Source organism: Flavobacteriales bacterium (assembly GCA_016712535.1).
In the GTDB taxonomy this organism is placed as follows: Bacteria; Bacteroidota; Bacteroidia; order Flavobacteriales_F; family PHOS-HE28; genus PHOS-HE28.
The window spans coordinates 830,261-854,936 of the sequence record JADJQW010000003.1; the positions used below are offsets into that span (position 1 = coordinate 830,261).

Genomic DNA, 24,676 nt, shown 5'->3' on the forward strand with positions numbered 1-24,676 from the left:
CCGCAAGATCTGATGCCTCCATCGGCGGCCCATGTGCGACCACTGTCCCTCAGCCTCGGCTCGACAGGCTCCCCGTCAAGTGGGACACGATGGAAGCGGCGGCCAGCAGGAGGGAGATCCAATGGAAGAAGGTGATGCGTTCGCCGAACACCTTCATCGCTACGAATACGGAGGTGGTGCCCATGGCCAGCAAGGCGTACAGCGTGTAGGCGCCCGCCCCGCTGCTGCGATAGAGGAGGTACAGGAACACGTTCAGCAGCACCAGGCCCGCAGCGCTCGCCGCCATCCACTTCGCGTTCGATCCGATGTACGCGCGCCATCCCGTGGTGGAATGCATGCAGGCGATAGCGAACAGACACAGGGCCGCCAGCAGTAGGGAGAAAGCACCGAACAGGAACGGGTTCGCGAAGGCGCTGGCCTTCTTCTGGCCCACGGTCACCAGGGCGTTGCCGCAGGCAGCGATGAGCGCGAGCAGTGCGGGCAGTGCGAAGTGGATCGCCTTCATCGGTCAAGGCGTTCGGGTCATCACGTCGTAATCGAAGTGCATGCCTTGGAAGTCGTATGCGTAGGCCGTCGCTTTGCGGAACCCGTGCCGTTCGTAGAACCGGATGGCCTTGTCGTTGCCTACCCATACTGCGAGCCACAGCGTGCGCTTACCGAGGGCGCGCGCTTCGGCGAGCAGATCGTCCTGGAGCTTCTCCCCGATGCCGTTGCCGATGTGCTCGTCCAGCACGTAGATCTTCTGGAGTTGGGCGGGCGAGGGATCGTCCAAACCCGCGTACGGGCTATGCTTTTTCATCTTCGCGTAGCCTACCGGTAGTCCATCGGCCAGTGCGAGCCAGTAAGCGTTGTTCGGCTTGCCGATGCTGTTCCTGACCTTCTCCACCGCGAACGTTTCGCGCAGGTAGTTCTTCAGCACCACGGGGTCTTTCCATACCGTACCGAAGGCCTGGCGGAAGGTCACTTGCGCCAGCAAGGCCACCACGGGCGCATCCTCCGGCCGCGCGCGCTGGATCCGGATGTCGATGGCGCTGTCCATCAGCACGCGCATTGGAATTGCAGGCCCGAACGCCCTTCACGCCCTTCGGTGGAATGACCATCGCGCTTCCACCAGTCCAATCCGCCCACCAGCTCCTTCACATCGAAGCCCATGGAGGCCAGTTTCAGCGCGCCCTTGGTGGAGGCGTTGCAGCCGATGCCATCGCAATAGGTCACATAGAGCACGTGGCGGTCCAGGTCGGCAACGGATCCCTCGTTCATTTCACGATGCGGCAAATTGATGGCTGCCGGGATGTGCTCGGTGGCGTAGGCATCGCGTGTGCGCGTGTCCACCACCACGATCCGTTCCCCGGCTTCGATGGCGGCGTACAGGTCGGCGCTGTCGAGCTCGTGATCGAGCTTCCGTCGGAAGTGATCGATGCGGTCCTGGTGCTTCATGGTCATTGGGCGATCATGCGTGAGAGGTGCCGTTCGCTGGTCAGGCCGCAGCGTTGCGCGATCTGCTGGCGCGACAGGTCCGGTTGTTTCAGCAGTTCGTTGATCAGCTCCTTGCGCAGGAGGGTGATGTACTCCAGCACGGTGAGCGAGGTCTCCCGCCGGAACACCCGGCAGAAGTTGCGGTAGCTCATGTTCGCGCGCTCAGCCAGTTCGGGCAGGGTGGTGCGGCGGTGGAGGTTCTCCTGCAACCAGTCCTGCACGCGATGGATGCCCGTGTGCATGTGGTTCCGGCTGGCCAGGTACACGCTGTGCTGCGCTTCGGAGCCGTTGCGCCGTTTGTACACGATCAGCTCGCGCGAGATGCGGAAGCTGAACTGCTCACCCTTCAAGCGGGCCAGCACATGAAGGGCGACGTCCACGCCTGAGGTAGCGCCCGCGCTGCTGATGATGCCGCGATCCTCCACGAACAGGATGTTCTCCTTCACTTGGGCTTTGGGGTTCATGCGCTGCAACTGGGCCGTGCGTTTCCAATGCGTGGTGCAGGCACGGCCGTCCAGCAGCCCCGCCTTGCCCAGCAGGAACACGCCATTGCAGATCCCGCAGATGGTGACACCGCGTTCGTGCGCGTCGCGCAGCCGCTCCAAGAGCGCCTTGCTCGGTTGGAACCTGTTCGACAGCACGTACTGTATGTCCGAACTGATCACGAACACGTGATCGCCGCGTTGGAGCCGCTGCTTGCCGAAGTCGCTCACACCCGTGAACGAGAGCCCGATGGAGGTATCGATCGGGTCACCCATCGCGCAATGCTCCACGGTGATATCAAATCCCTGTGCCTTGGCCTCAAGGAAGACTTGTGCCACGCCACCCAGGTCCAGCAAGTTGGTGCGCGGTTGCAGGAGCAGAACAACACGAGGCTTCATCCATCAACAGTTCACGATGCAAACGTATAAGTGGTGCCGGATCAAGAACGGCCAAGAACCGGACGGATCGTGCCATCGGCATTCGCTGGCCCATCGAACGTGCGGTGCGCGGCAGTGCGAGGTCGGTTCCGGTAGCGCATGGGTCACAGGCAACAGCCGCGCAAGGCATTGGCCGCATCATCGCAAGGCCGAACTATCAGATGGCATGGATACGGTCACGCCCAACAGGGTACGTATTGCCTGACGACCTGCACCGACGACCGACGCCCTTGGTTCGGACGGATCACGTGGCCATCATGCGCTGGATCCCGAAGACAGAGGCCCTGCGGTGGCCTGAAGCCACCTCCTCATTCCTCCACGTAGTACCAGGCATTGCGGCAGATCAAACCGCAAGGGGTATCGTGCACCACCAACATGCCGCGCCGTCCATCCGCGGTGACAAAGGGGCCGCCCATGAACAGGCCCAACAACACCTTTTCAGGAGGCTGCCACACGCTGCTGTCCCCTCGGCTCACCGACCCAAAGCCACCGTGCTGATCCTCCCTCCACACCATGCGGTACTGGACCTTCGCGGTGTCCTTGGCGTCGGCGCGTTGCACCATCCGCAGACCTCTTCGGAAATGCATGAAGTCGGCGCTATCGGTGGCGTTCGCGAAATGGATCGGACCGAAATACGTGTGGTCGTCCATGATATTCGGCAGCGTGTCCTGGGCACGACCGATAGTGCCGAGCAAGAGGAGGGCCGCAAGTAGTCGGGTGCGCATGATGCGGTGCGGTACACCAGGGCAAGGGGAAGGTTCAGCGGAGGGGTCCTACGGATAGGTAGAACGAGACCCACTGCACGCGGCAACGAGGTGCGCAACTTCGAGGCCGCAGGGTCCGTCTGAACGCACAGGCCGCGCACGGCGAGACCAGCTGCGGAAGTTTGCGGCAAGGGCCGCGATCACTAGGCACCCTGCCAGAATCAATAGGATGATGACCGGCAAGAGCGGCTCAACCGCAACGGGTCAACCGACCTTCTTCGGCAGGCGCGTCCAGAAGAGGATGGAGAACGCGAGCCCCGCGAAGAAGGTGGATGCTGCCCGTGCGGCATGCCCTGCGCGCAGGCTGAGTATCGCTGATGCGGTGACGCAGCACATGATCAACACGATCAAGGTGATGATCGCTACGCGGAGACGACCCGGGGTGAGCATGGCGTGAAGGTAGAGGCCGCGTGATCCGCGATAGTAGTGAACACGATCGCATCGCCGGGTCTATCGCCGACAACCCCACCAATTGATAAGGTGGCCGGTCGGATCGGTGACGCTGATATCCGGGATGCCACGGCCGAATTGCCGGATCGTTGTGCGATGGCAGCGCAGCTGCTTTGGAGGATGGCCTAGGGCGATGGGCTGACTCGGATTCTGGGCTTCGGTGTCTTGTCCTGAAATGGGTTTACGCAAACCAGCGCCGCATGGAAAGCAAGTTCAAGATGAACGCCGCAAGGCCTTCGTTCCCGAAGCCCCTGCGGCGATCAGTGGCCGTGTGCTTGGCTCACCATACGAAGCGCTTCACCTGCCGCGCATCGCCGTTGTGCACCTGCACGGTGTAAGCGCCGCGCGCGAAGTCGGTCATGGGCAGGTCCGTGCGGTCGGCGGTGATGCGGCCGGTGGAGAGCGTGCGGCCGGTGGCATCGAGGAGCAAATAGCTGTTGCCGATGAGGGAGGCATCGGAGAGCAGTTGCACGCCATCGGTGGTGGGCAGCAGGCGCAGGTCGGCGGTGGTGGCGGCCATTACGCCGGTGTTCACGTTGATGTTCACGGTATAGTCCTCGGTCTCACCGGTAGGCGCGCTCACGCAGGCATCGCTGATGCCGGTGGGTGCGCAGCGCACGCGCATGCGCTTGGGGCCGAGCGGTGTTCCCGGTGGTACGTTGAAGATGAGCAGCTCCGTGGCATACGGGTCCGCAATGACGATCCAGCCCAGCGATTCCTGCGCATCATCGAAGTCGTTGTCGTTGTTGTAGTCGATCCACGCGCTGTAGCTGTTGCCTCCGTTCGCGCCACTGGTGATGAACAAGGGCGCGGCCTGCCCCACCATCAGGTCGGCGGTCTGTGCCGTGTAGTCGCGGTAGGCCGCTGCGAAGGTGCCGCCGGTGCTCATGTTCTCGATGGTGCCCAGTTGCACACCATCGATGAAATCGCCGCCCGTGGTCCACGCGTTGACGAAGGGAATGCACGGGCCGTTGGGGTCTTCCACGGCGACCACCCAATCGAAGATCTGTCCGTAGAGCTGATCCTCGCACGGATCCACCAGCGGGTAGTTGGCATCATCGTTCGCACGCAGGCGCATGAAGTGCTGGCCGGGCGGACAATTGGCGGGTATCGTGAAGCCGATCGCCATCAGTTGTCCGGCGGAGGCACTGGAACTGGTTGCCAGCACTTCGTTCATATCGGCGAAGTCGCCATCGTCGTTCATGTCCATGCACACGCGGTACGTTTCAGGGACATAGGCCCCGGCTTCGAAACTGATCCCGTAACTGCTTCCGCGTTCCCAGTGGTAGGGTGTGGAAGCCGACCAGGCGTAATAGGGAAAGGCCGTTTGCGTTGCCTGCGCGACCCCCTGAACGGAGGGGTTGGCGAAGCCGTCGCCGAGTTGTGTGCCATACCCCAGCAAGGGCAGGCAGGGCCAACCACTGTGCCCTACGGCGAGCCCGAAGTCCACGGCGCTGCCGGCCGCAGCAGGATCGCACGGACCCACTTCTTCGCTAACGGAGCTCACACGCATGCGCGCGTAGCCGAACATGTCTGCTGGCGGGGTGACCTCAATGGTGTACTCCTCGAATTCGACCCCTTGGAACAGGAATGTCAACAGATCCCCTGCATCGAAACCGTCGCCGTTCCAGTCGATCCACACATAGGTACCGGGCGTTGTCAACGGGCCGCCGGTGATGTGGAGCGAACTGGGTACACCCGCCTGCAGGTGCGCTGCGAATTCCGTTGCATCGGTGTAGCCCGAAGCAGGCGCGTTCGGTGAGGTCCAATGCATGTCTTCCAACTGCACATCGGTCACGTAGTTGCCTTGGCTGGCTTGCGCCGCGTAAAGGGGAATGCAGGTTTGGCCATCGTCGATCACCACGGTGTAGTCCTCGGTCTCGCCGTAGCCGTAGGTGCCGCAGGCGTCGCTCGGTATGGTGTCATAAGTGCACATCACGCGCATGCGCGTGTAGCCGTTAGGTGTTCCAGCCGGAATCACTAGGTTGAACGAGACCACTTGGTTGGGAAGGAAGGCGCTGACCAAGGCGGTCCGCTCAGTTAGCGAGAAGGCACCGTTCCGGTCCAGATCAACCCAAACGGAGTAATAGTTGGGGTAGTCTATGGTCGAGTAGTGCGTGCCGGCGGTGATGATCATGGGGGTGTTCACATCCGGCGTCAATGACGTGATGTAGTTCGGCCCGGCATGGGTGAGGTCGCTGTACGGTGTGGAACCAGTTCCTGAAGCGCTGTTGTTGATGGTGCCGACGATCACATCGCTGATGAAGTCTTCCTGGGTGGTTCCGTACAGGTACACCGGTATGCACGGCGCGCCATTGTCGATCACCACGATGTAGTCCTCGGTCTCGCCGAAGAGGTAGTAACCGCAGGGCTCAGTGGGGGCGGTCAGACCTCCGCTCGCGATGCGCATGCTGGTATAGCCAACGGCTGCTTCGGCCGGTATCGTCATGTTCACCGTGGTCACTTGCACCCCTGCACCACTTGTTGCGGCTTGCACCAACAACTCGTTCGACTCGTAGATGAGGTCGTGGTCCAGGTCCACCCAGATCGAATACGTTTGAATATCGGCGGCGGGTCCGGAAGTGATGGTCGCCTGATAGGTGCCGCCAGGTGCCACGGCGGTGAAGGTGCCGGGACCTCCGTTGGTGTAGCTCGTGAAGCCCGGAGCTGCGGTAGCGCCGGTACCGACTTTGTCGATGGTTCCCATTTCGAAACCATCGATGTAGTGGCCGAAGATACCGGCATCAACGTACTCCGGTTGGCAATAGGTTTGAGCGAGCGCTGCCATGGGGAGCGACACGCAACCGATGAGGAGAAGGCGTAGAGACGGTTTCATGGGAATGGAGCTTGCTCGTCAGTGATGGGATTCGACACTGCAAACGAACTCCACGCGGCACGGCACCACAATCGTTGTGTCCAATGAGCCGGGCCTCGGCAGGCATCATTGGGTCCAATGATTCGCACCCGTGGGCTAATGCCTAAGTTTCCCGAAGAAGCGATGCGCGCGAGCCCTCTGCCGAACACCCTGGCAGCCCTGATCATGGGTCTGTCGGTGGTGCCGTCCGCGGCCCAAGAGGCTGTGCGGACCTCCGAGCTTCCCGTTGAATGGATCACGGTGGACGATGGCCTGCCGCAGGGCATGGTGCGCGCCATACTCCAGGACCGCACCGGTTACCTGTGGTTCGGTACGAAGGATGGACTTGCTCGAAGTGATGGCTATGGCTACACCGTCTTCCGGCACGATGAACGCGACAGCCTGAGCCTCTGTGCCGATCACATCAGCGCCTTGTGCGAGGACCGTGCGGGCAACTTGTGGATCGGAACGGAGAGCGGTGCGGTGGACCGTTACGATCCGCGCACCGGTGTGTTCGCCCACATCGTTCGGGCCGTTCCCTCCGCGGTGGCGATGCCCAGGGCCGTGCGTCAGTTCTGTGAAGTAGAAGGCAGAGGCATGCTCGTGCTGGATGTGCAAGGCACGGTTTCCTTCGCAGGGTCCGGTGCGGTGCGGGAAGTCGCGCAACACATCGAGGCGTTGGCTTGCGGCCGCAACAACGAGGTTTGGATGCTTGGCACCGATCAGCTGGTGATCAAAGCGCTCGAGGCCGACCTTTCGCGTTCACCCTTGAAGGCCCTGGCCTTGCCCGCGACCACAGCGCCAGCGTCCTTGCTCGTGGACACGGTGGGCGATCGCATGGTGATGGTGCGGCAGGACCAGGTCGTTCTCTTCGATCGGAAGTCGCGTTCGCCCACGGATACCATCGTCTTGCATGCGGATGACGGGGAGCTTGGCGCATCGATGTTGGATGGCGACAAGCTGTGGTTGGGCTTCCGGGGCATTGCAGGTGCTTGGTGCGTTGCGTTGAACGACGGTCGTTCGGTGCGCAATGGATTCGCCGAAGTGAACGGTGGCACCCTGCCCGCGGACGTCGTTGTGAACACCTTCGCCAAGGACCGTACCGGCAACCTATGGATCGGCACCACGGGCTATGGCGTGCTGCTGCATCGCGCGCTGGCCGGCCGCTTCCACCGCTTGTTCCAAGGTTCCAGTCCGTGGTTGGTGAAAGCCGACCGCGCCGGGCGCTACGTGGTGGCCACCACGGACATGCTGTGGCTGAACCCGCCGGACAGCCTGGTGCGGCCGATACCGCTCAAAGAAGCCCTCGCACCCACGGGCCGCGGACCCAGCTGGTCCTGTTTCAAGCGCGATGACGATGGGAATTGGTGGGCGTGCGTAACGCTGAAGGAGAACAAGCTGCTGCGCTACACGGAAGGAAGCGCTGCGCCCGTGTCCGTTCCGTTGGGCACACAGGAAGAGCCCTTGATGCTGGTGGACTGCGACAGCCCGGACCTGTGGATACTCGCCAGCAGCACCGTTGGCAAGCCCGCCGATCTCCTGCTCCGTTTCGATCCACGCGCGCTGCGCATCACCGCGCGCTACGCGCTGCCCTTCGCGCTGCACGAGGTGGACTACCGCGCCATTTCCGCCATGCACTTCGGCGCGGGGGGTACGCTTTGGCTCGGCACGCGACAAGGCCTGTTGGAATGGCGCCCTGCAGTACAGCAATGGACGGTGCACCGGCATGATGCGGCCGAACCGCGCTCACTTCCCAGCGATCGCATCTTCTCCCTGTGCCCCGATCCCGATCGGCCGGACAGCTTCCTCTGGGTGGGCACGGAGGATGCCGGGCTCGCGCGCGTGGACGTGCGCACGTACACGACGACCACCTTCGATGTGCGCACGGGACTGCCCAACAACACCATCTACGGCGTGCTCGCCGATGCACGCCACCAGCTGTGGGTGAGCACCAACAACGGCCTGTGCCGTTTCGACCCGCGGACCGGTGCCACGCGCAATTACTCCCGCAACGATGGTCTGGCAGGGACGGAATTCAATCGCTACAGTGCGACAGTGGGCGCCGATGGCAACTTCTACTTCGCCGGCACGAACGGCGTCACCTGGTTCGATCTTACTACGCTGTACGACGAGATGGGCCCCTCCGCCACGGTGATCACGGGGCTGGGCCTGGCCAACACGCCCGTTGCCTGGGTGAAGCGGACGGGGGAGCCGGATGCCTTCCTGTTGCCATCGCCGCCGGACCACCTGACCGAACTGACGCTGCCCTATGCGGAACGTTCGCTCACCATCCATTTCGCGTGCATGGACCTCGGTGCCCCGTGGAAGAACCGCTTCCGCTACAAGCTCGAAGGCTTCCACACCGATTGGGTGGACGCGGGCACCACGCACCAGGCCAGCTTCACCAACCTGGATCCCGGCACCTACACCTTCCGCGTGCAAGGCCGCAACAGTGCCGAGGTGTGGGACGAGCAAGGCGCCACGCTCCAGCTGATCATCGAACCGCCGTGGTGGGGCACCTGGTGGTTCCGCGGTGCGGTGCTGCTGGTGCTGGGCGGCGGGCTCTACGCGTTCTACCGCTACCGCTTGGCGCAGGCGATGAAGGTGGTGGCGGTGCGCGAACGCATCGCACGCGACCTGCACGACGAGATCGGGTCCACGCTCAGCAGCGTGTCCTTGTACAGTTCCGTGGCGCAGAAGAAGGTGGCGCAGAAGGCGCCCGAGGCCAACGAATTGCTGGCGCGCATCAGCGAGAGCACCACGCAGGTGCTGGAGTCCATCAACGACATCGTGTGGGCCGTGAACGCGGACAACGACGACATGGAGCACCTGGTGAAGCGCACGATCGACCACGCCGTGCGCATGACCGAGACGCGCGGATGCGCGCTGCACGTCGACCACGACCCCGCTTTGCGCGCGCTGCCGCTGGACATGTCGGCGCGCAAGAACCTCTACCTCGTGTTCAAAGAGGCCGTGAACAACGCCGTGAAGTACAGCGACTGCACCGAATTGCGCGTGACGCTGGTACGCGACCGGTCGCAGATCGTCCTGAGCATCGCCGACAACGGTAAAGGCTTCGATACCGCACACGTGCACAGCGCCACCGGTGGCGGCAATGGCCTGCCCAACATGCGCAAGCGCGCGGCGGAGCTCGGAGCCACGCTCACCATCACGTCCGAAGTCGGCAAGGGCACCCGCATCGAACTGCGTTTCGTGCCCGATGGCCGCTCAAAATCATTGGACGCAATGACGGATGCGCCCACCGCGTCGGAATAGTTTTGCCCGCGAACGACGATACAGATGAGCATCCGCGTAGCCGTATTCGATGACAACGCCAAGCGCCGCGAAGGGCTGCAGCTGCTCATCGACAGCACGGACAACATGACCTGCGTGGGCGCCTGGCCCGATTGCCGCGAGGTGGTGCGACATGTGGCGGAGACCACGCCGGATGTGGTGCTCATGGACATCGACATGCCGCACGTGGACGGCATCGAGGGCGTCACCCTCATCCGCAAGCAGTTCAAGGACGTGAAGATCCTGATGCAGACCGTGCTGGAGGACAATGCGCGCATCTTCTCGTCCATCCTCGCCGGCGCGGATGGTTACCTGCTGAAGCAGACCCAACCCGGCAAGCTCATCGAAGGCATCGTGGAGGTGACCCAAGGCGGTGCGCCCATGACGCCGGTGATCGCCGCGAAGGTGCTGAAGCTCTTCGCGCAGCGTGGTTCCAACAGCAAGGCCATCGACTTCCAGCTCAGCGAACGCGAACTGGAGATCCTGAAGCTGCTGGCGGAAGGCTACAGCTACAAGATCATCGCCGCGAAGTGCAACATCAGCTACGCTACGGTGAACACGCACGTGAGCCACATCTACGAGAAGCTCCAGGTGAAGGGCGTGGCCAGCGCGGTGAACCTGGCGGTGCGGGAGGGCTTGATCTGAGGGGGCGGTTCAACCGGTGATCGCGTCGAACACCCCCATGTTGAGCTCCCTCGTTGCCACCCCGGGCTTGACCCGGGGCTGGCTGGCCGCTTCGATGCCCATGCTGATCCATCCCGTCCCGGGTCTCGCCCGGGATGACAGCCCGGGATGACGGCCACGCGCAAGCCCATCCAGCGGATCGATGATGGCATCCAGCCACAGCCGTGCCGCCGCGTAATAGGGGCTCATGCTCTCTTCACAGTCAAGGTTCGATCAGGATCGTCCATGTTCCGAGAATGGAGCCCTGTTCGTCCCAACCACGGATCAAATACGCACCAGCCGACAATCTCATGACATCCGCCGCGTGGCCGATCCCATGAAGCACGCTCCGACCATAGAGGTCGACAATGTGATACGCCCATATCCTATCGTCAAATTTCACAGTGTGTCGTGCAGGATTCGGGTAGGGAGGTGCTATTCTGGGAGAAGAATGTGAAACGATCCCGGTGATCAGTTCGCACCATGTATCTCCGAAGATCACTTGACCAGATTCCCTGACGCAGTCGAGTCGGCCGAAGTGGGATAGACCAAGTTGCTGGTTTAGCTGTCCGAATAGAGCGGATGTGGCTCCGATGCCTTCGATCATGCGCACAGTGTCTCCTTGGTATGCGCTCACTGTTTGGCGAATGCGGTACATGCCATTGACGAGGATCGAATCCACTTGCACGACGACAGCATGCCATCCGAAACCATTTTCGTAGGCATTGGCTGGATAGGGTATGGTATCGCCGACCACGGCGTCAAAGTCATAGATGAGCGATTCCGTCGACCAGTTCGAGCGTGCGAATACCGCATGGTCCACCTCTCTTACATAGGTGTCCTGGCCGGGGTACTCGGTCATGGATTGGCACCATTCGATCAGCGGCTCAACGTAGTGTCTTTCACGCGATCGGACCTTGGTGTACGTGGTGCCTTCGATCAAGGTGTCCCCATCGATCCAATGTGTGGTCACCCACGTATCGAGACAATCACCCTCGGCAGAGCCGGAAATGGTCGATGTCCACATGCGCGTGGTGTCGTCGAATAAAGGAACGTAGGTCTGTGCTGCGCTATCGATGCAGGACATCAGCATTGCGATCACTCCAACGACCATCTGCTGCATAGCGAATCAAATGTACCCAATGCACACAGATGCGCATGTCGCGTTAGGGACAGAAGCGGGTAGCCCGCAGGCGGCTGAGGAACGAAGCCGACGAGGACTACGAGCGAATGGCCCGACGGCGAGTCTTCGAGCCGGAACGCCCAAAGAACTCACGTCTGCAATACACCCATGTTGAAATCACGGGTAGCAGGCGCCTGTGCCGCCGCCTCAATCCCCATCGAGATCCAGGTCCTAGTGTCGAGAGGGTCAATGATGGCGTCAAGCCACAATCTGGCAGCGGCGTAATACGGACTCATCGCTTCCTCATAACGTGCCCGGATCTTGCCGAGGATCTCTTCTTCGCGCTCCTTGGTGATCTCTTCACCTCTTCCTTTCAGCGCGGCCACTTCGATCTGCAGCAGCACTTTGGCCGCCTGGTCGCCGCCCATGACGGCCACTTGCGCGCTGGGCCAGCCCACGATGAGGCGCGGGTCGTAGGCCTTGCCGCACATGGCGTAGTTGCCTGCCCCGTAGCTGTTGCCCACGATCACGGTGAACTTGGGCACCACGCTGTTGCTCACGGCGTTCACCAGCTTCGCGCCGTCCTTGATGATGCCCCCGTGCTCGCTGCGGCTGCCCACCATGAAGCCGGTGACGTCCTGCAGGAAGACCAGCGGGATGTTCTTCTGGTTGCAGTTGGCGATGAAGCGCGTGGCCTTGTCGGCGCTGTCGCTGTAGATGACGCCGCCGAACTGCATCTCGCCCTTCTTGCTCTTCACCACCTTCCGCTGGTTGGCCACGATGCCCACGGCCCAGCCGTCGATGCGCGCGTAGCAGGTGAGGATGCTCTGGCCGTAGCCTTCCTTGTATTCGGTGTACTCGCTGCCGTCGACCAGTCGCGCGATGACCTCGCGCATGTCGTAGGGCTTGGCGCGCTCGCTGGGGATGATGCCGTAGAGGTCCTTCGGCTCGCTCTTGGGCGCGGCGGGTTTCTCCCGGCTGAAGCCCGCATCCTTGGGTTTGCCGAGCTTGTCCACGATGGCGCGGATCTTCTTGAGGCAATCCGCGTCGTCCTTGCACTTGTAGTCGGTAACGCCGCTGATCTCGCTGTGCGTGGTGGCGCCGCCGAGGGTCTCGTTGTCGATCTCTTCGCCGATGGCGGCCTTCACGAGATAGCTGCCCGCGAGGAAGATGCTGCCGGTCTTCTCCACGATCAGGGCCTCGTCGCTCATGATGGGCAGGTAGGCGCCGCCGGCCACGCAGCTGCCCATGACGGCGGCGATCTGCGTGATGCCCATGGAGCTCATCACGGCGTTGTTGCGGAAGATCCGGCCGAAGTGCTCCTTGTCGGGGAAGATCTCGTCCTGCATGGGCAGGTACACGCCGGCGCTGTCCACCAGGTAGATGATGGGCAGGCGGTTCTCGATGGCGATCTCCTGGGCGCGGAGGTTCTTCTTGCCCGTCATGGGGAACCAGGCGCCGGCCTTCACGGTGGCGTCGTTGGCCACTACGATGCACTGGCGCTTGCTCACGTGGCCGATCATCACCACCACACCGGCGCAGGGCGCTCCGCCGTGCTCCTTGTACATGCCATCGGCCGCGAAGGCGCCGATCTCGATGCGGGGGCTCTTGGGGTCGAGCAGCGCGTCGATGCGCTCGCGGGCGGTCATCTTTCCCTGCTCGTGCTGCTTGGCGATGCGTTTCTCGCCGCCGCCGAGGTGGATCTTCTTCAGGCGGGCATGCAGGTCACCGACCTTCAGCTTGTTGTGGTCTTCGTTCTTGTTGAACTCGATGTCTTGGGGCATGTGGCGAAAGTAGGGGCGGGGCAAAGTTCACCGCAGAGGCACAGAGCACACAGAGGAATACGATAGCGGTTTATTTGGGCGTGCCCCCTCGCAAAGCCTCGGCGTCGCGCTTTCCGCTGCTGCTCCTCGGCCGGATTACCGGCCTGTGGGGCATTCGCTTCAATCGCTCACGCCAAATGCGGGATCTTACCGGGCTTATTTGGGGTCGATGTATACGGGCAGCATAAAGCGTGTTCGCACCTTTCGCCCATCAACTTCTCCGGGTGTCCATTGCGGCATTGACTTCACCACACGAATGGCCTCATTGTCCAAACCAGAAGCGCCGCTTCCTCGGATCGATCGCGCTTCGACCACAGCACCTGTGGTGTCGATCACAAACTCGACGACCACCTTTCCTTGTATCTCGATGTCAGTCGGGTAGCGCAGGTGTTTACCAATGAACCGGAACATCGCCTCCTGCCCGCCTGGGTAGGCAGGCTGCCGCTGCACCTGCGATAATTCACACGTCGAATCGGAGAGTTGCGTCGGAGTTTGGCTCAGCGGAACTATGCTGTCGAGTTGCGCGGATTGTGAGATCGCCGTGCTTGCTAAGCATATGAAGATGCCTAACAGAGCGAAAGCGCACACGCGCTTCGCCGTCGTGGTCTTGGATTCGCTGCAAGCGCCTATTCACGAAGCGAAGCTAGAGATTGGATAAGAGGCTTCTAAAGCGATTAACGCGGCATTCAAACTCTTCTTCTTCGCCGCGCTCACGAAAGGCATCGTCGCCGCCTGCTATCCGCGCCGCCAAGTGCGTTCGGTCCTGGGAATTAGCCCTTCATCTTCCCCGGATCCTGCCGCGCATCGATCACATCCGTGATCCGGATCTCGTTCTCGTGTATGCGGTAGATCACTTTGTAATTGCCGACAACCGCCCGGCGATGACCCAAGCCCTTGTGTTCCAACCAGGGCTCAACTTGCCCGCCACGCGGGTATTGCTTCAGCAAAGCCACTGCTTCCAGCACCTTGGCCACCGTGCTGTCTGCGACACGCTGGCCTGCTTCCTTTTCCAGATAGCTATGGATCTCGTCCAGTCGATCCAGTGCCCAGTCCGACCAGACGATCTTCACTTCTTGCGTTTGGCTTTGAAGTGCGCCACCACCTGCTCGTGCGTCTTCACGCGACCAGCCGCAAGATCCGCTTCCGCTTTATCCGCGCGGCTCGAGAGCTTCGCTTTCCAGAGTTCCTCCTGGTCAGCGCGGTTGAAGAAGCGCAGTGCATGTTCCAAAAGGCTGAGATCCTTCTCATTCTCAATCAGCCTTTTGAGCTGGGACTTCAGTTGAACGGCTGTCATGGTTGCTCAAAGATATGCGGTGCGCCAGCGCGGTCTTCACTTCCTCTTTGCCGCGCTCACGAACGGCATCGCCGCCACCTGTTTCACGCGGGCGGCCCAGTCCATAGCGACCGGCGTCACCGGCGGTTCCGGCTTCAGGTCCGCGCCGCGGATGAACTCGGCTTTCTGGTGGAATCGGAAGGCGCTGCGGCGAAAAACCGGGATCACGCCTTCTTCACGCGCACCGCGTTCATGCCTTTCGGGCCGCGCTCCACGTCGTAGGTCACCTTGTCGCCGTCCTTCACCTCGTCGATCAGGCCGCTGATGTGGAAGAAGAGGCGCTCGCGCGAGCCGTCCTCATTGATGAAGCCGAAGCCCTTCGAGGTGTCGAAGAAATCGACGCGGCCCACGCGCTCCACGGGCATCTCGTCCTCTTTGCTGCGGCGGGGCACTCCGATCTCGATCTCGGAGATGTCGATCTCCTTGCGCTTGCTGGGGTCGGGCGGGGTGCTGGTGATCCGGCCGAACTCGTCCACGTACGCCATCATGTTCTCCAGCCCGCCACCGGGTGAATTGGCCTTGCGTTCCTCCTTCTTGCGCTTCTTCTCCTCCTGTTTCTGCAACCGTTTCTTCTCTTTCTCGCGCTTCTCGAATGTGGCCATGTGGGGGTGTTCTCGTGCTTGGTCGTGCGGTTATTCCGGCGCAAGGTAGTCCACGGCGCGCGGGCGCCATCAGCCAAGGCCTCAGCGGGGATCAGCGGGCCACTGCGAAGCGCAGGGTCTCATCGCCCGCAGCATGCTGCGCGCGCACGTTGTAGATGCCCTGCGGAAGGGAGCCCGGCGACCAGGAGGTGGATCCTGATGGCAGCGTGCCTTGATGCATGAGCCTGCCCGTTGCATCGAAGAGCGCGAGGTCGATGGCCGTTCCGGCATTGCCGATGATGATGGCATGCATGGCCGCATCGTACCGCATGGACACGCGCTTCGGTTGGCTCTCGTCGATGCCGACCACGCCTTCGATCACGACGGCATCGAGGGTGCTGGCGCACGGACCGTTGTCGCAGCTCCATTGCAGCACGTTGGTTCCAAGCCCCGGTGCCGTGAACAAGGCCTGCGGGTCCGTTGGGTCGCTGAAGGTCCCGCTGCCGGAAAGGACCGTCCAGAAGCAGGTGGCGGGCGCGATGGGCACGGATCCGCTCAGCTGCACCGACCCTGGCCAGGGCGGCACGGTCTGGTCGGGCCCGGCATCCGCTGCCGGCGAAGCGCTGCTGTAGCACCAGATCGACACTTGGTCCGAGGTGGTGCCGGCGCTGCTGTAGATCGTCCAGCGCAGCACGTTCTCGCCATTGCTCAAGCCCACCACCAAGGTGGTCGGTGAGCTCTGTTCGGCGAAGGAGGCGGTGCCTTGCAGCACGGTCCACACGCCAACATCGCCCGACGACAGCGGATCGGCCTGCATGGTGGCCGCATTGCCGCAGATGAATTGATCGGGTCCGGCAGGATTTGCGCGCGGCTGTGCGAAGGCGTTTAGAGCACCCAGCGACAGGGATGCGATGAGGCAGTATCTGAGCATGGGCCGAAGGTATCCCTGGCCGAATGCCCTGCTTCGGCCCGTGTCACGAACGGCACGCATCAAGGAAGGAACGCATCGCGACCACCAGTTCCTCGTGCGCTTCCTCATGCACGAAGTGCCCGGCCTCCGGAAAGGTGCGCACCGTCGCTTGCGGCAAGGCGTGTTTCCAGCGTTCCAGCAGGTCGGGCGGGAAGAAGCGGTCCTTCAGGCCCCAGCACAGCAGGGTAGGGATGGAGGATAATTTGAGCACCCTTGCCCATTGTGCATTCCAGAGCGGACCGGCGTTCTTGATCTCCTGCACGCAGGCGAAGGTGGCCCTGCGCGAGCCGGCGTCGGGCAGCGCGTTCTTGAAGTGCGAATGGACGGCCTTGCTCAGCTTCGCCTTGTTGCCGTAGCCGCTGGGCATCATCACGTTCACGCTGAATCCGAACCGGAGGTAGAGCCACTTGCCGAAGGCTGAATTCATGATCGCGCTCGGTCGGCTGAAGCGCTTGTCGGGCATCAGGTCCCACATCCACGTGTTGTACAGCACGATGCCTTTCACGTTGCCGGGGCGATCGAGCGCATGCTGCAATCCGATGCCTCCGCCGAAGTCCGTCGCCACCAGGGTGATGTCCTTCAATGCGAGGTGGTCGATGAAGTCCTGAAGACGGCGGGCGTGTGCCGCTACGGTGAAATCGGCCTGTGCCGGCTTATCGCTCAGGCCGAAGCCGAGGTGATCGATGGCCACGCATCGGTAATTGCTGCGAAGGGCCTTGATCAGGTGCCGGAATCCGAAGCTCCAATCGGGTGTGCCATGCACGAAGAGGAGGACGGGGCCTGAGCCTTCGTCCACGTAGTGCATGCGGCCGTCGGCCTGTTGGAAGATGCGCGAGGCGAAGGGGAATTCTCCCCGATTGAGCCAGGCCGGGGCGCTGATGCCATTCGGATCCATGGGGCGAAAGTGGCGGCAGCATTCAGCCCGATCGCTTGACGCCGATCAAGAAACGCTGCCCTGCCCGGTACCTTCGCGCATTCGCATGGAACGCCGTTGGTGGATAGGACTGGTCGCCCTTGTGGTCCTTGCCGTTGTGCTATGGCGGGCATTCTCAACAGAAGGGAACGAAGCGGGCGGATCGGGATACCTGCTCAGCGATGCCGAGATGGCTGAGCTGCAGCCCGGCGATATCATCCTGCGCCGTGGCCATGGCCTGGTCAGTGACCTGATCTCCTCAGTGCTCTCGGAGGAATACGATGTGTCTCATTGCGGGATCGTCGCGGAGCACGACAGCGCGCTCTGGGTGATCCACTCCGTGAGCAGCAGCGTGAGCGAGGCCGATGGCATGCAATCGCACCGGCTCCAGTCGTTCGTGGGGCAGAGCAAGCCCGGCAGCGTGATCGTGACCCGGCTCCGCACGGCCGCGGACCGCTCATTGATCGCCCGTCGCGCCAAGGAACTGCTTCGCCGCAAGGTGCCTTTCGATCATGACTTCGATCTGGAGGATACCACCCGGATCTACTGCTCCGAACTGGTGTGGCGCATCATCCGCGACGATTATGGCATCGATGTGTTCGATGCGCCTGCCGTTGGCGACAAGGCGGGCCGTTACCGGTTCATGCGCCTGCTCGATACCGCGCGCTTCGAGGTGATCCTCAACCACCAGAAGCACTGAACCCGGAGCGAGGCCGCTCTGGCCATGCTCCGGGTTCAAGGTTCGTGTTGTAAGGGTGGCTTACTGAGCAGCCTCCTGCATCGCCTCGCCGGCTTCCTCCATCATCTCGCCAGCGCCGTCCATGATCGAATCAACGCCTGCATCGAGGTCGTTCATCATGTCGCCGCCCTCTTCGCCCATGCCATCTTCCTTGGCCATGTCAACGAGCCACTTGCCGTCCTGCTTGATCAGGGTGAGGGTCTCGTCGGCGTCCTTTCCTTCGCTGCGGTAGGTCACCGTGGCCTTGTCGCCATCGATGGTCTCGCCGGAGATCTTGAAGCCCGTGTTCTCGTTCTTGGGCATCATGCTCGCCATGCCGGCCAAGAGGTCGAGCATGCCGGCGGTCTTCTCAGTGCCGTATTCCTTGGCCTCCTTGAATTCCATCTTGTTCAGGTGGGTGAGGTACTTCTCCGCCACCTGGGTGGGGGTCATGTCTCCGCCGCCGCCGCAGGCAGCGAGTAGGACGGTAGTGGCCAACGAGAGCAGGAACGAGGTCTTCATGAGGTTAGGGTTGGTGAAAGTTGCCGAAATGGCCTGCGAAGAAAGGACTTTTCCTGTGAAGGGCCTCTCTTGGATTGCCGATCACGCGCGAAGGAGCCAGCCGCGCGCTTCGGGGCCCAGGTTCATGACCAGGTCGATTATGCTGCAGCTCGGCACGAAGCCATGCCGCTGCTCGAAGACCTGGGCATACGGCGCGCCTGCGTCCAGTTCCGGTGGCAAGGGCTTCTTGGGGTGCAGGGCCGAGCGGAGGTCCAGGTAGGTCGACGGGTCATTCTCCACGTAGGCGTCCTTGACCTCGATCGCAGGGGTGAGCCCAAGCCACTGCAGGCCCTGCTTGAGCGTCGCCAAGTTCAGGTCGATGAGCCGGTCGTGCGGAGCCAGCAGCACGGCCTCGATTTCGTCGATGTAATGGATGAACCATGGAGCGTTGCCGTACGCGCTGCGGATGGCATGCAGGTGCTGCTGCGGCCAGGTCTCGGCATAAGAGAGACGCACGGCATGTATGGGCATCTTCCGGAGATGGACTTCCGCGGCCGAGGCCCCCACGTGGGCGCGGTCATGCACGATCTGCACGCACAGGTCCTGCGGACCGTTGGGTCCCACGATGCGCGTGCGTGTGCGGTAGCTCTGCCGCACGTAGTGCTCGCCGGCGTCGATGAGGATGCGATCCTGCTTTGCCAGGAGCCGATAAAGCTCCACCGGGCCGAAGTAGCAGGGGGAGAGCAGGGGCGTCATGGCATCCGGAGTCGCGATCGCCATTAACGCAGATTCATCCTGTTCCGGAAACGCGGGCCTAACCTGTCAGTCATCCGTTCCACCGGGGCGAAGCGCGGGCTCCGCTCACGGGCCATTGCGCGGTCCATGGAGGCGGATCGAGGCGCCCACCAGCACCGCGCCCTCGAAGAACCAGAAGGATTGCGATGCGCGGTCGCGGGCCTCGTGGGTGGTGCGCACATCGGGCATCCAAATCCGGCCCCGTGCGCTTCGGCGGCGATCACGATGCAGCCGAGGAAGGTGAGCCGTGCACCGGCGTGCAGGCCGAGCCCGGCACCAGAGAGATGGTAGTCGTCGCTCAGCTCCTTGCCGTGGAAGCGGCAGGCCGTTCGCGGCACGAGCGCGCCCACGGAGAGGCCTGTGGCGGAGGCGACGTCGAGGCGAATGGCATTCAGCCGCGCGAGCCGGTCGCGCCGCTCGATGCGCGCATTCACGAAGTTGAGGCCATCGGTGTGCTCGTAGGTGAGGAACTCGCGGTCGAGGGTGATGCTACCGCCCTGGGCGCGCTGCGCGTCAATCTCCGGCAATGTGCCGCTGATGCCCACTTGCTGGCCCTGCGCCATCACGTACTTCATATGGTCGAAGGCGATGCCGACGGCCCAGTGCTCAGTAAGGGAATAGTTGATGCGCAGGTTGGTCTGCGGCAGGGTGAGCTTGGTGGGGCTCAGGTATTCGATCGAGATGTCCGATGGGCGGTCAGAGGCTCGCACCCCGTGCAGCGTGAAATCATAGCCCTCACCGGTGAAGCGGATGTCGGACGCCGAGTAGGCATCGCGGTTCCAGCCCCAGAGCACTTCGATGCGGCCTTTCTGCGGGGCCTGCGCGAGAGCACCGTTTGCGAGGAGCAGGAGGGAGGGGAGCAGGGCGCAGCGCACGGTTCGTGCCGGCCAAAGTAGTGCCGGTGCGTGTACAACGCCGGATTGTGGCGTCACCGCTCAAGGAGATTGAGCGCTTCGGCCATTGTGAGTTCTCGTTGATGGTCGACCACATGTACATGGAAGGCGCCCGCATGCTCGCATGAGTCAATCAATGCCCTGCGTTCAACGCTACTCAACCCCCCTTCAGCACGATCCATCTGCTGCACCACCATTTTGATCCTTGGTGAGAACGTCCGCTTGCCGATCAACTGAGTGATCAGGTACTTCAGTAGCCCTTCTGCCACGAAGAAGTCAGCGAGCACAATGCGCTCGTTAGAGAACGGGGGGGCTGCATCGGCTGCTACGGAAGCCCCATCATCGAGGCGGGTCACCTCGATCCGGTTGATCCTGAACCTCACGAACAAGGGGATTGTCTTGAAGAGGAATGCCATGGTAATCAGGTTCGTCACTTCCCGATGCAGAACCTGCCGAAGATGCTGCTGAGCAGGTCGTCGGGCGTGATCTTCCCGGTGATCTCGCCCAAATGGTGCTGCGCGTGCCGGAGGTCCACGGCCAGCAGCTCACCGCTGATGCCGGAATCGATCGCCGCGCGGGCCCCGGTCAGCGATCGCCGAGCCTTGGTGAGCGCATCCACATGCCGCGCGTTGGTCACCACGATGTCGGCGGGCGATGCCATGGCGTTCACGTGATCGAGCAGGCGCTGCTTCAGGTCATCCAGCCCCTCGCCCTTCCTGGCGCTGATGGACAAGGTGCCGCTCGACCTCATCGGGGCCACGTCGCTCTTATTCAGGACGGGGAGCACGAACGGGCCTTGTTGGCCGTCAGGCAAGCCATCGCCGATCCGTTCGCGCAGCATCGCCGCCTCGAAGGCGAAGGCCTGCTCGTTCATCACGCTGGCGTCGCCCAGCAGCACCACGATGGCCGCTTCCTTCGCCTTCTTGTAGCTGCGCTCGATGCCGAGCTTCTCGATCGCGTCGTCGGTCCTGCGGATGCCCGCCGTATCGATGAAGCGGAAGAGCACCCCGCCGATGGTGATCGCTTCCTCCACCGTGTCGCGCGTGGTGCCGGGGATCTCGCTCACGATGGCGCGGTCCTCTTGCAGCAGGGCGTTGAGCAAGGTGCTCTTGCCGCTGTTGGGCGCACCTACGATGGCCACGGGGACGCCCTGCCGCACGGCATTGCCATAGCGGAAGCTCTCGATCAGCCCGGTGCAGATGCCCGTGATGCGATCGAGCAGCGCGATGAGCTCGGGGCGATTGGCGAACTCCACGTCCTCTTCGCTGAAGTCGAGCTCGAGCTCGATCAGCGCCGAGAAATCGATGAGCTCCTGCCGCAGCGCCTCGATGCGCTGCCCGAAGCCGCCGCGCAATTGGTGCAGCGCGAGCCGGTGCTGCGCGGCGCTCTGGCTGGCGATCAGGTCGGCCACGGCTTCGGCCTGGCTCAGGTCGAGCTTCCGGTTCAGGAAGGCGCGCAGCGTGAACTCACCAGGCTGCGCAAGACGCGCCCCCGCTGCGAGCAGCGCTTCCATCAATCGTTGCTGGATGTAGGGTGATCCGTGCACGGCCAATTCCACGACGTCCTCGCCGGTGTAGGAGCGAGGGCCGCGGAAGAAAGTGAGCAGTCCGTCGTCGATGCGGCCCTCGCCATCGCGGAGCACGCAGCGGTGGCCGAAGCGTTCCCGCAGATCAGCCGGCAAGCCTTCGCTGGCCGCACGCGCGATCGCTTCCGATCCCGGGCCCGAGAGACGCAGCAGCGCGATGGCCCCTGTGCCGGGTGCGGTTGAAATGGCCGCGATCGTGTCAGCGTGGAGCATGCAGGGCGACAAATGTCCGGATCTTCGCACCGCCTTGAGCCCGGAACGCCATGTGGACCATAGAAAAGCATGTTTACGATAAGCTTCCGCACCCAAAGGTGGTGGTGGTGGGCGGCGGCTTCGCCGGATTGGAGCTGATCCAGCGCCTGGCAGGCAAGCCTTACAAGGTGCTGCTGCTCGATAAGCAGAACCATCACTGCTTCCAGCCGCTGCTCTACCAAGTGGCCACTGCCAGCCTCGGGGCAGACAGCATCGGGCATCCGTTCCGGCGCACCGTGGGGCCCATGCCCAACGTGGCATTCCGCATGGCCGAGGTCCTGCGCGTTCTTCCGGACCTGAAGCGCGTGGAGACCAACGTGGGCGAGTTCAGCTACGACATCCTCGTGCTCGCCTTGGGCAGCACCACCAACTTCTTCGGCAACCGCCAGATGGCCGAGGTGGCCATGCAGCTCAAGAGCATCAGCCAGGCACTCGATATCCGCAGCGATTTCCTGCAGGAGTTCGAGCGCGCGCTGGTGCTGCAGGAGGAAACCGAGCTGAAGCGCTGCCTCAATTTCGTGATCGTGGGCGCCGGGCCGACCGGTGTGGAGCTGGCGGGCGCCTTGGCCGAGATCCGCCGCACCGTGCTGCGCAACGAGTACCGCGAGATGCACAGCGAGCTCATGCGCATCGTGCTCATCGACAGCAACGAGCGCGTGCTGAAGAATTTCTCGGAGAAGTCGAGCAGCAACGCGGAGAAGTACCTGAAGGAGCTGGGCGTGGAACTGCTGCTGAACAAGCGCGTGGTGAGCGGCGATGACGGCCACATCACCTTGGATGACGGCAGCGCCCTGGATACCAACACCGTGATCTGGGCAGCTGGGGTGAAGGGCGTGACCATTCCCGGGTTGGAGGCTGCTTTGAATGAGCGCGCGAGCCGTTTCGTGGTTGATCGCACCAATGCTTTACGGGGCTTTATGGACATCCATGTCCTGGGCGACATGGCCCTGATGGAAGAGCCTGCATACCCCAAGGGGCATCCGCAGGTGGCCACCGTGGCGATCCAGCAAGGCCGGCATCTGGCCATGAATCTCATTCGCCGCGCGGAAGGGAAGGAGCCCGTGCCCTTCGCGTACCGCGACAAGGGCAGCATGGCCGTGATCGGCCGGCGCAAGGCCGTGGTGGATATCGGCGGATGGAGCTTCGGCGGCACCGTGGCCTGGCTCCTGTGGATGCTGGTGCACGTGGCGCAGCTCGTGGGTTTCCGCAACCGCGCCGTTGTGCTCTTCAATTGGGGCTGGAAATACCTGAGCTGGCGCAACACCATCCGCTTGATCGTGCGGCCCTACGTGCGCAAGGGCACGGCGGTGGCACGTCCCTTCGTGGCGGTTGAGTGAAGCCCGCTTCCGGCGGCGGTCTACTTTCGCTGCCCTCGCATGGATCGCCGCCTCTTCATCCTCTGGTTCACCATCTTCATCGATCTCATCGGGTTCACGCTCTTCATCCCGGTGGTGCCCTATTTCACCGAGGCCCTTGGCGCGAGCGAGGACCTGGTGATGCTGAGCGCCGCGCTCTTCTCGCTCATGGTCTTCCTCTGCTCGCCCATCTGGGGCAGCATGAGCGACCGTGTGGGGCGCCGCCCGGTGATCATGGTCTCCATCGTGATCACGGCCATCAGCTACATCGTTTTCTCCTACGCCACCAGCATCGTCCTGCTCTTCGTGTCGCGCTTCCTCACCGGCATCGGCAGCGGGAACATCGCGGCCGCGCAAGCCTACGTGAGCGATATGACCGAGCCGAAGGACCGGGCCAAACGCATCGGGCTCATCATCGGCGCGTCATTCGGACTGGCCTTCGCTTTCGGGCCCGCGATGGGCGGGTATGTCTTCCACCACATGGGCGGCATCGAGGCCGTGGGCTGGTTCGCCACAGGGCTATGCCTGCTCAACCTCATCGGCGTGGTGCTCATGCTGCCTGAGTCATTGGCCAATCCCGATCGCGCACGGCCGATCAACTTCAAGCCGGTGGCCAGCACCTTCCGCGCGCTCAAGGACCAGCGCTTCCGCGACATCTTCCTCATCGGCTTCGTGTACATCACGGCCTTCAGCATGATGAATGTGAGCATCGCCTTCCTCTGGATGCAGCGCTACCACCTCACGGTGGACCAGACGGGCCTCATGTTCAGCATGGTCGGCATCCTCAGCGCCGTTTCGCAAGGTGCCCTGGTGAGCGTGTTCCAGCGTTGGTGGGGCGAACGGCGCATGATGATCTACGGCTGCATCATGGTGGGGCTTGGTCTGGCCTTGATACCGTTCGTTCCGGTTGGTGATCGCGCCGACGTTATTCTGGGTGCGGATGGCCTGCCTGCCTCCATCGACCTCAGCCTTGCTTTTGTGCTGATGAGCCTTGTGCCGATGGTGCTCGGCGCCTTAGGCAACGCCTGCCTGAATCCGAGCCTGGTCTCGATCCTTAGCCGGAAATCTGGTCCCCATGAATTGGGTGAAGTGATGGGCCAGAATCAGGGCTTCACCTCTTTGGGCCGCGTGGCGGGGCCTGCCATGGCCGGTCCGCTGTATGCTTGGGGCGTGGATCTGCCGTTCATCGTGGGCGGCGTGATCATGATCGGCACCTTGGCGCTCGTGTTCAACTACCTGCGCACGAGCTATACGCCATTGGCGGCACCGATCGTCAGCGGCGATTAGTTTCGCGGCCCGCAACATTCAACCGCCGCAGCCTTGGCGCCTCGCTTCGCTGAAGGCTTCGCGAAGGCGATGAAAGCCGTCAACCCTCAACCTTCCGCTGGATCGACCAGCAACCCTCAACCTTGA

The 24,676-nt window shown here is 62.6% G+C and carries 26 protein-coding genes; 5 read left to right on the plus strand and 21 right to left on the minus strand.

Features of this window, described 5'->3' with window-relative positions; all coding sequences use genetic code 11:
- Positions 1-49: 49 nt before the first annotated feature.
- From IPK70_13800 to IPK70_13830, 7 genes are all read right to left on the minus strand, one after another.
- Positions 50-505 (minus strand): EamA family transporter, encoded by a 456-nt coding sequence (locus IPK70_13800; GenBank protein MBK8228233.1) that lies wholly within the window; start codon positions 503-505, stop codon positions 50-52.
- A gap of 3 nt (positions 506-508) precedes the next feature.
- Positions 509-1,039, minus strand: a complete 531-nt coding sequence (locus tag IPK70_13805) for a GNAT family N-acetyltransferase (protein MBK8228234.1) — start codon at positions 1,037-1,039, stop codon at positions 509-511.
- Positions 1,039-1,437, minus strand: a complete 399-nt coding sequence (locus IPK70_13810) for a rhodanese-like domain-containing protein (protein MBK8228235.1) — start codon at positions 1,435-1,437, stop codon at positions 1,039-1,041. The genes IPK70_13805 and IPK70_13810 overlap by 1 nt, the downstream gene beginning before the upstream one ends.
- 2 nt (positions 1,438-1,439) lie before the next feature.
- On the minus strand, positions 1,440-2,357 hold the full coding sequence (locus IPK70_13815; GenBank protein MBK8228236.1) for a DJ-1/PfpI family protein: 918 nt from the start codon (positions 2,355-2,357) through the stop codon (positions 1,440-1,442).
- Between the two features lie 347 nt (positions 2,358-2,704).
- Positions 2,705-3,121: a hypothetical protein gene (locus IPK70_13820; protein ID MBK8228237.1), complete on the minus strand. Its 417-nt coding sequence runs from the start codon at positions 3,119-3,121 to the stop codon at positions 2,705-2,707.
- A 243-nt stretch (positions 3,122-3,364) separates the two neighbouring features.
- Positions 3,365-3,550 (minus strand): hypothetical protein, encoded by a 186-nt coding sequence (locus IPK70_13825; protein ID MBK8228238.1) that lies wholly within the window; start codon positions 3,548-3,550, stop codon positions 3,365-3,367.
- Between the two features lie 340 nt (positions 3,551-3,890).
- Entirely contained in the window at positions 3,891-6,446 is a 2,556-nt protein-coding gene (locus IPK70_13830; GenBank protein ID MBK8228239.1) for a T9SS type A sorting domain-containing protein, read from the minus strand.
- A 162-nt stretch (positions 6,447-6,608) separates the two neighbouring features.
- Here IPK70_13830 and IPK70_13835 point away from each other — a divergent pair, with 162 nt between their 5' ends.
- Complete coding sequence (locus IPK70_13835; GenBank protein MBK8228240.1) at positions 6,609-9,740, plus strand: hypothetical protein; 3,132 nt, start codon at positions 6,609-6,611, stop codon at positions 9,738-9,740.
- Positions 9,741-9,764: 24 nt separating this feature from the next.
- Positions 9,765-10,403: a response regulator transcription factor gene (locus tag IPK70_13840; protein ID MBK8228241.1), complete on the plus strand. Its 639-nt coding sequence runs from the start codon at positions 9,765-9,767 to the stop codon at positions 10,401-10,403.
- 9 nt (positions 10,404-10,412) lie between these two features.
- Here the strand turns inward: IPK70_13840 and IPK70_13845 are convergent, their stop codons facing one another.
- The 9 genes from IPK70_13845 to IPK70_13885 all read right to left on the minus strand — a co-directional run bounded on the left by IPK70_13845 (position 10,413) and on the right by IPK70_13885 (position 17,146).
- Complete coding sequence (locus IPK70_13845) at positions 10,413-10,631, minus strand: hypothetical protein (GenBank protein MBK8228242.1); 219 nt, start codon at positions 10,629-10,631, stop codon at positions 10,413-10,415.
- A 13-nt stretch (positions 10,632-10,644) separates the two neighbouring features.
- Positions 10,645-11,544: a hypothetical protein gene (locus IPK70_13850; GenBank protein MBK8228243.1), complete on the minus strand. Its 900-nt coding sequence runs from the start codon at positions 11,542-11,544 to the stop codon at positions 10,645-10,647.
- 149 nt (positions 11,545-11,693) lie between these two features.
- Positions 11,694-13,328: an acyl-CoA carboxylase subunit beta gene (locus tag IPK70_13855; protein ID MBK8228244.1), complete on the minus strand. Its 1,635-nt coding sequence runs from the start codon at positions 13,326-13,328 to the stop codon at positions 11,694-11,696.
- Between the two features lie 195 nt (positions 13,329-13,523).
- A complete protein-coding gene (locus IPK70_13860) occupies positions 13,524-13,778 on the minus strand; it encodes an energy transducer TonB (GenBank protein MBK8228245.1) in 255 nt (84 codons plus the stop codon).
- Between the two features lie 359 nt (positions 13,779-14,137).
- Complete coding sequence (locus IPK70_13865) at positions 14,138-14,437, minus strand: type II toxin-antitoxin system RelE/ParE family toxin (protein MBK8228246.1); 300 nt, start codon at positions 14,435-14,437, stop codon at positions 14,138-14,140.
- Positions 14,434-14,661: a hypothetical protein gene (locus IPK70_13870; GenBank protein MBK8228247.1), complete on the minus strand. Its 228-nt coding sequence runs from the start codon at positions 14,659-14,661 to the stop codon at positions 14,434-14,436. Before IPK70_13870 ends, IPK70_13865 begins: the two co-directional genes overlap by 4 nt.
- A 203-nt stretch (positions 14,662-14,864) precedes the next feature.
- Positions 14,865-15,302, minus strand: a complete 438-nt coding sequence (locus IPK70_13875; GenBank protein ID MBK8228248.1) for a cold shock domain-containing protein — start codon at positions 15,300-15,302, stop codon at positions 14,865-14,867.
- 91 nt (positions 15,303-15,393) lie between these two features.
- Positions 15,394-16,212, minus strand: a complete 819-nt coding sequence (locus IPK70_13880) for a T9SS type A sorting domain-containing protein (GenBank protein MBK8228249.1) — start codon at positions 16,210-16,212, stop codon at positions 15,394-15,396.
- Between the two features lie 43 nt (positions 16,213-16,255).
- Positions 16,256-17,146 carry an alpha/beta fold hydrolase gene (locus IPK70_13885; GenBank protein MBK8228250.1) on the minus strand — a complete coding sequence of 297 codons (891 nt, stop codon included), beginning with the start codon at positions 17,144-17,146 and terminating at the stop codon, positions 16,256-16,258.
- 85 nt (positions 17,147-17,231) lie between these two features.
- On the opposite strand from IPK70_13885, the gene IPK70_13890 reads away from it, so the two are divergent.
- On the plus strand, positions 17,232-17,864 hold the full coding sequence (locus IPK70_13890) for a hypothetical protein (protein ID MBK8228251.1): 633 nt from the start codon (positions 17,232-17,234) through the stop codon (positions 17,862-17,864).
- A 60-nt stretch (positions 17,865-17,924) separates the two neighbouring features.
- Here the strand turns inward: IPK70_13890 and IPK70_13895 are convergent, their stop codons facing one another.
- The 5 genes from IPK70_13895 to mnmE all read right to left on the minus strand — a co-directional run bounded on the left by IPK70_13895 (position 17,925) and on the right by mnmE (position 21,869).
- A complete protein-coding gene (locus IPK70_13895) occupies positions 17,925-18,404 on the minus strand; it encodes a DUF4878 domain-containing protein (protein ID MBK8228252.1) in 480 nt (159 codons plus the stop codon).
- 81 nt (positions 18,405-18,485) lie between these two features.
- On the minus strand, positions 18,486-19,163 hold the full coding sequence (locus IPK70_13900; protein ID MBK8228253.1) for a WbqC family protein: 678 nt from the start codon (positions 19,161-19,163) through the stop codon (positions 18,486-18,488).
- A complete protein-coding gene (locus IPK70_13905) occupies positions 19,163-20,053 on the minus strand; it encodes a hypothetical protein (GenBank protein ID MBK8228254.1) in 891 nt (296 codons plus the stop codon). Before IPK70_13905 ends, IPK70_13900 begins: the two co-directional genes overlap by 1 nt.
- Positions 20,054-20,106: 53 nt before the next feature.
- Positions 20,107-20,487 carry a rod shape-determining protein gene (locus IPK70_13910; protein MBK8228255.1) on the minus strand — a complete coding sequence of 127 codons (381 nt, stop codon included), beginning with the start codon at positions 20,485-20,487 and terminating at the stop codon, positions 20,107-20,109.
- A gap of 14 nt (positions 20,488-20,501) precedes the next feature.
- A complete protein-coding gene (gene mnmE, locus IPK70_13915) occupies positions 20,502-21,869 on the minus strand; it encodes a tRNA uridine-5-carboxymethylaminomethyl(34) synthesis GTPase MnmE (GenBank protein MBK8228256.1) in 1,368 nt (455 codons plus the stop codon).
- 50 nt (positions 21,870-21,919) lie between these two features.
- On the opposite strand from mnmE, the gene IPK70_13920 reads away from it, so the two are divergent.
- Both IPK70_13920 and IPK70_13925 read left to right on the plus strand, forming a co-directional pair.
- The gene (locus IPK70_13920; GenBank protein ID MBK8228257.1) at positions 21,920-23,245 is read left to right on the plus strand and encodes an NAD(P)/FAD-dependent oxidoreductase; all 1,326 of its coding nucleotides are present in this window, start codon (positions 21,920-21,922) and stop codon (positions 23,243-23,245) included.
- 39 nt (positions 23,246-23,284) lie between these two features.
- A complete protein-coding gene (locus IPK70_13925) occupies positions 23,285-24,550 on the plus strand; it encodes an MFS transporter (GenBank protein ID MBK8228258.1) in 1,266 nt (421 codons plus the stop codon).
- Positions 24,551-24,676 lie beyond the last annotated feature (126 nt).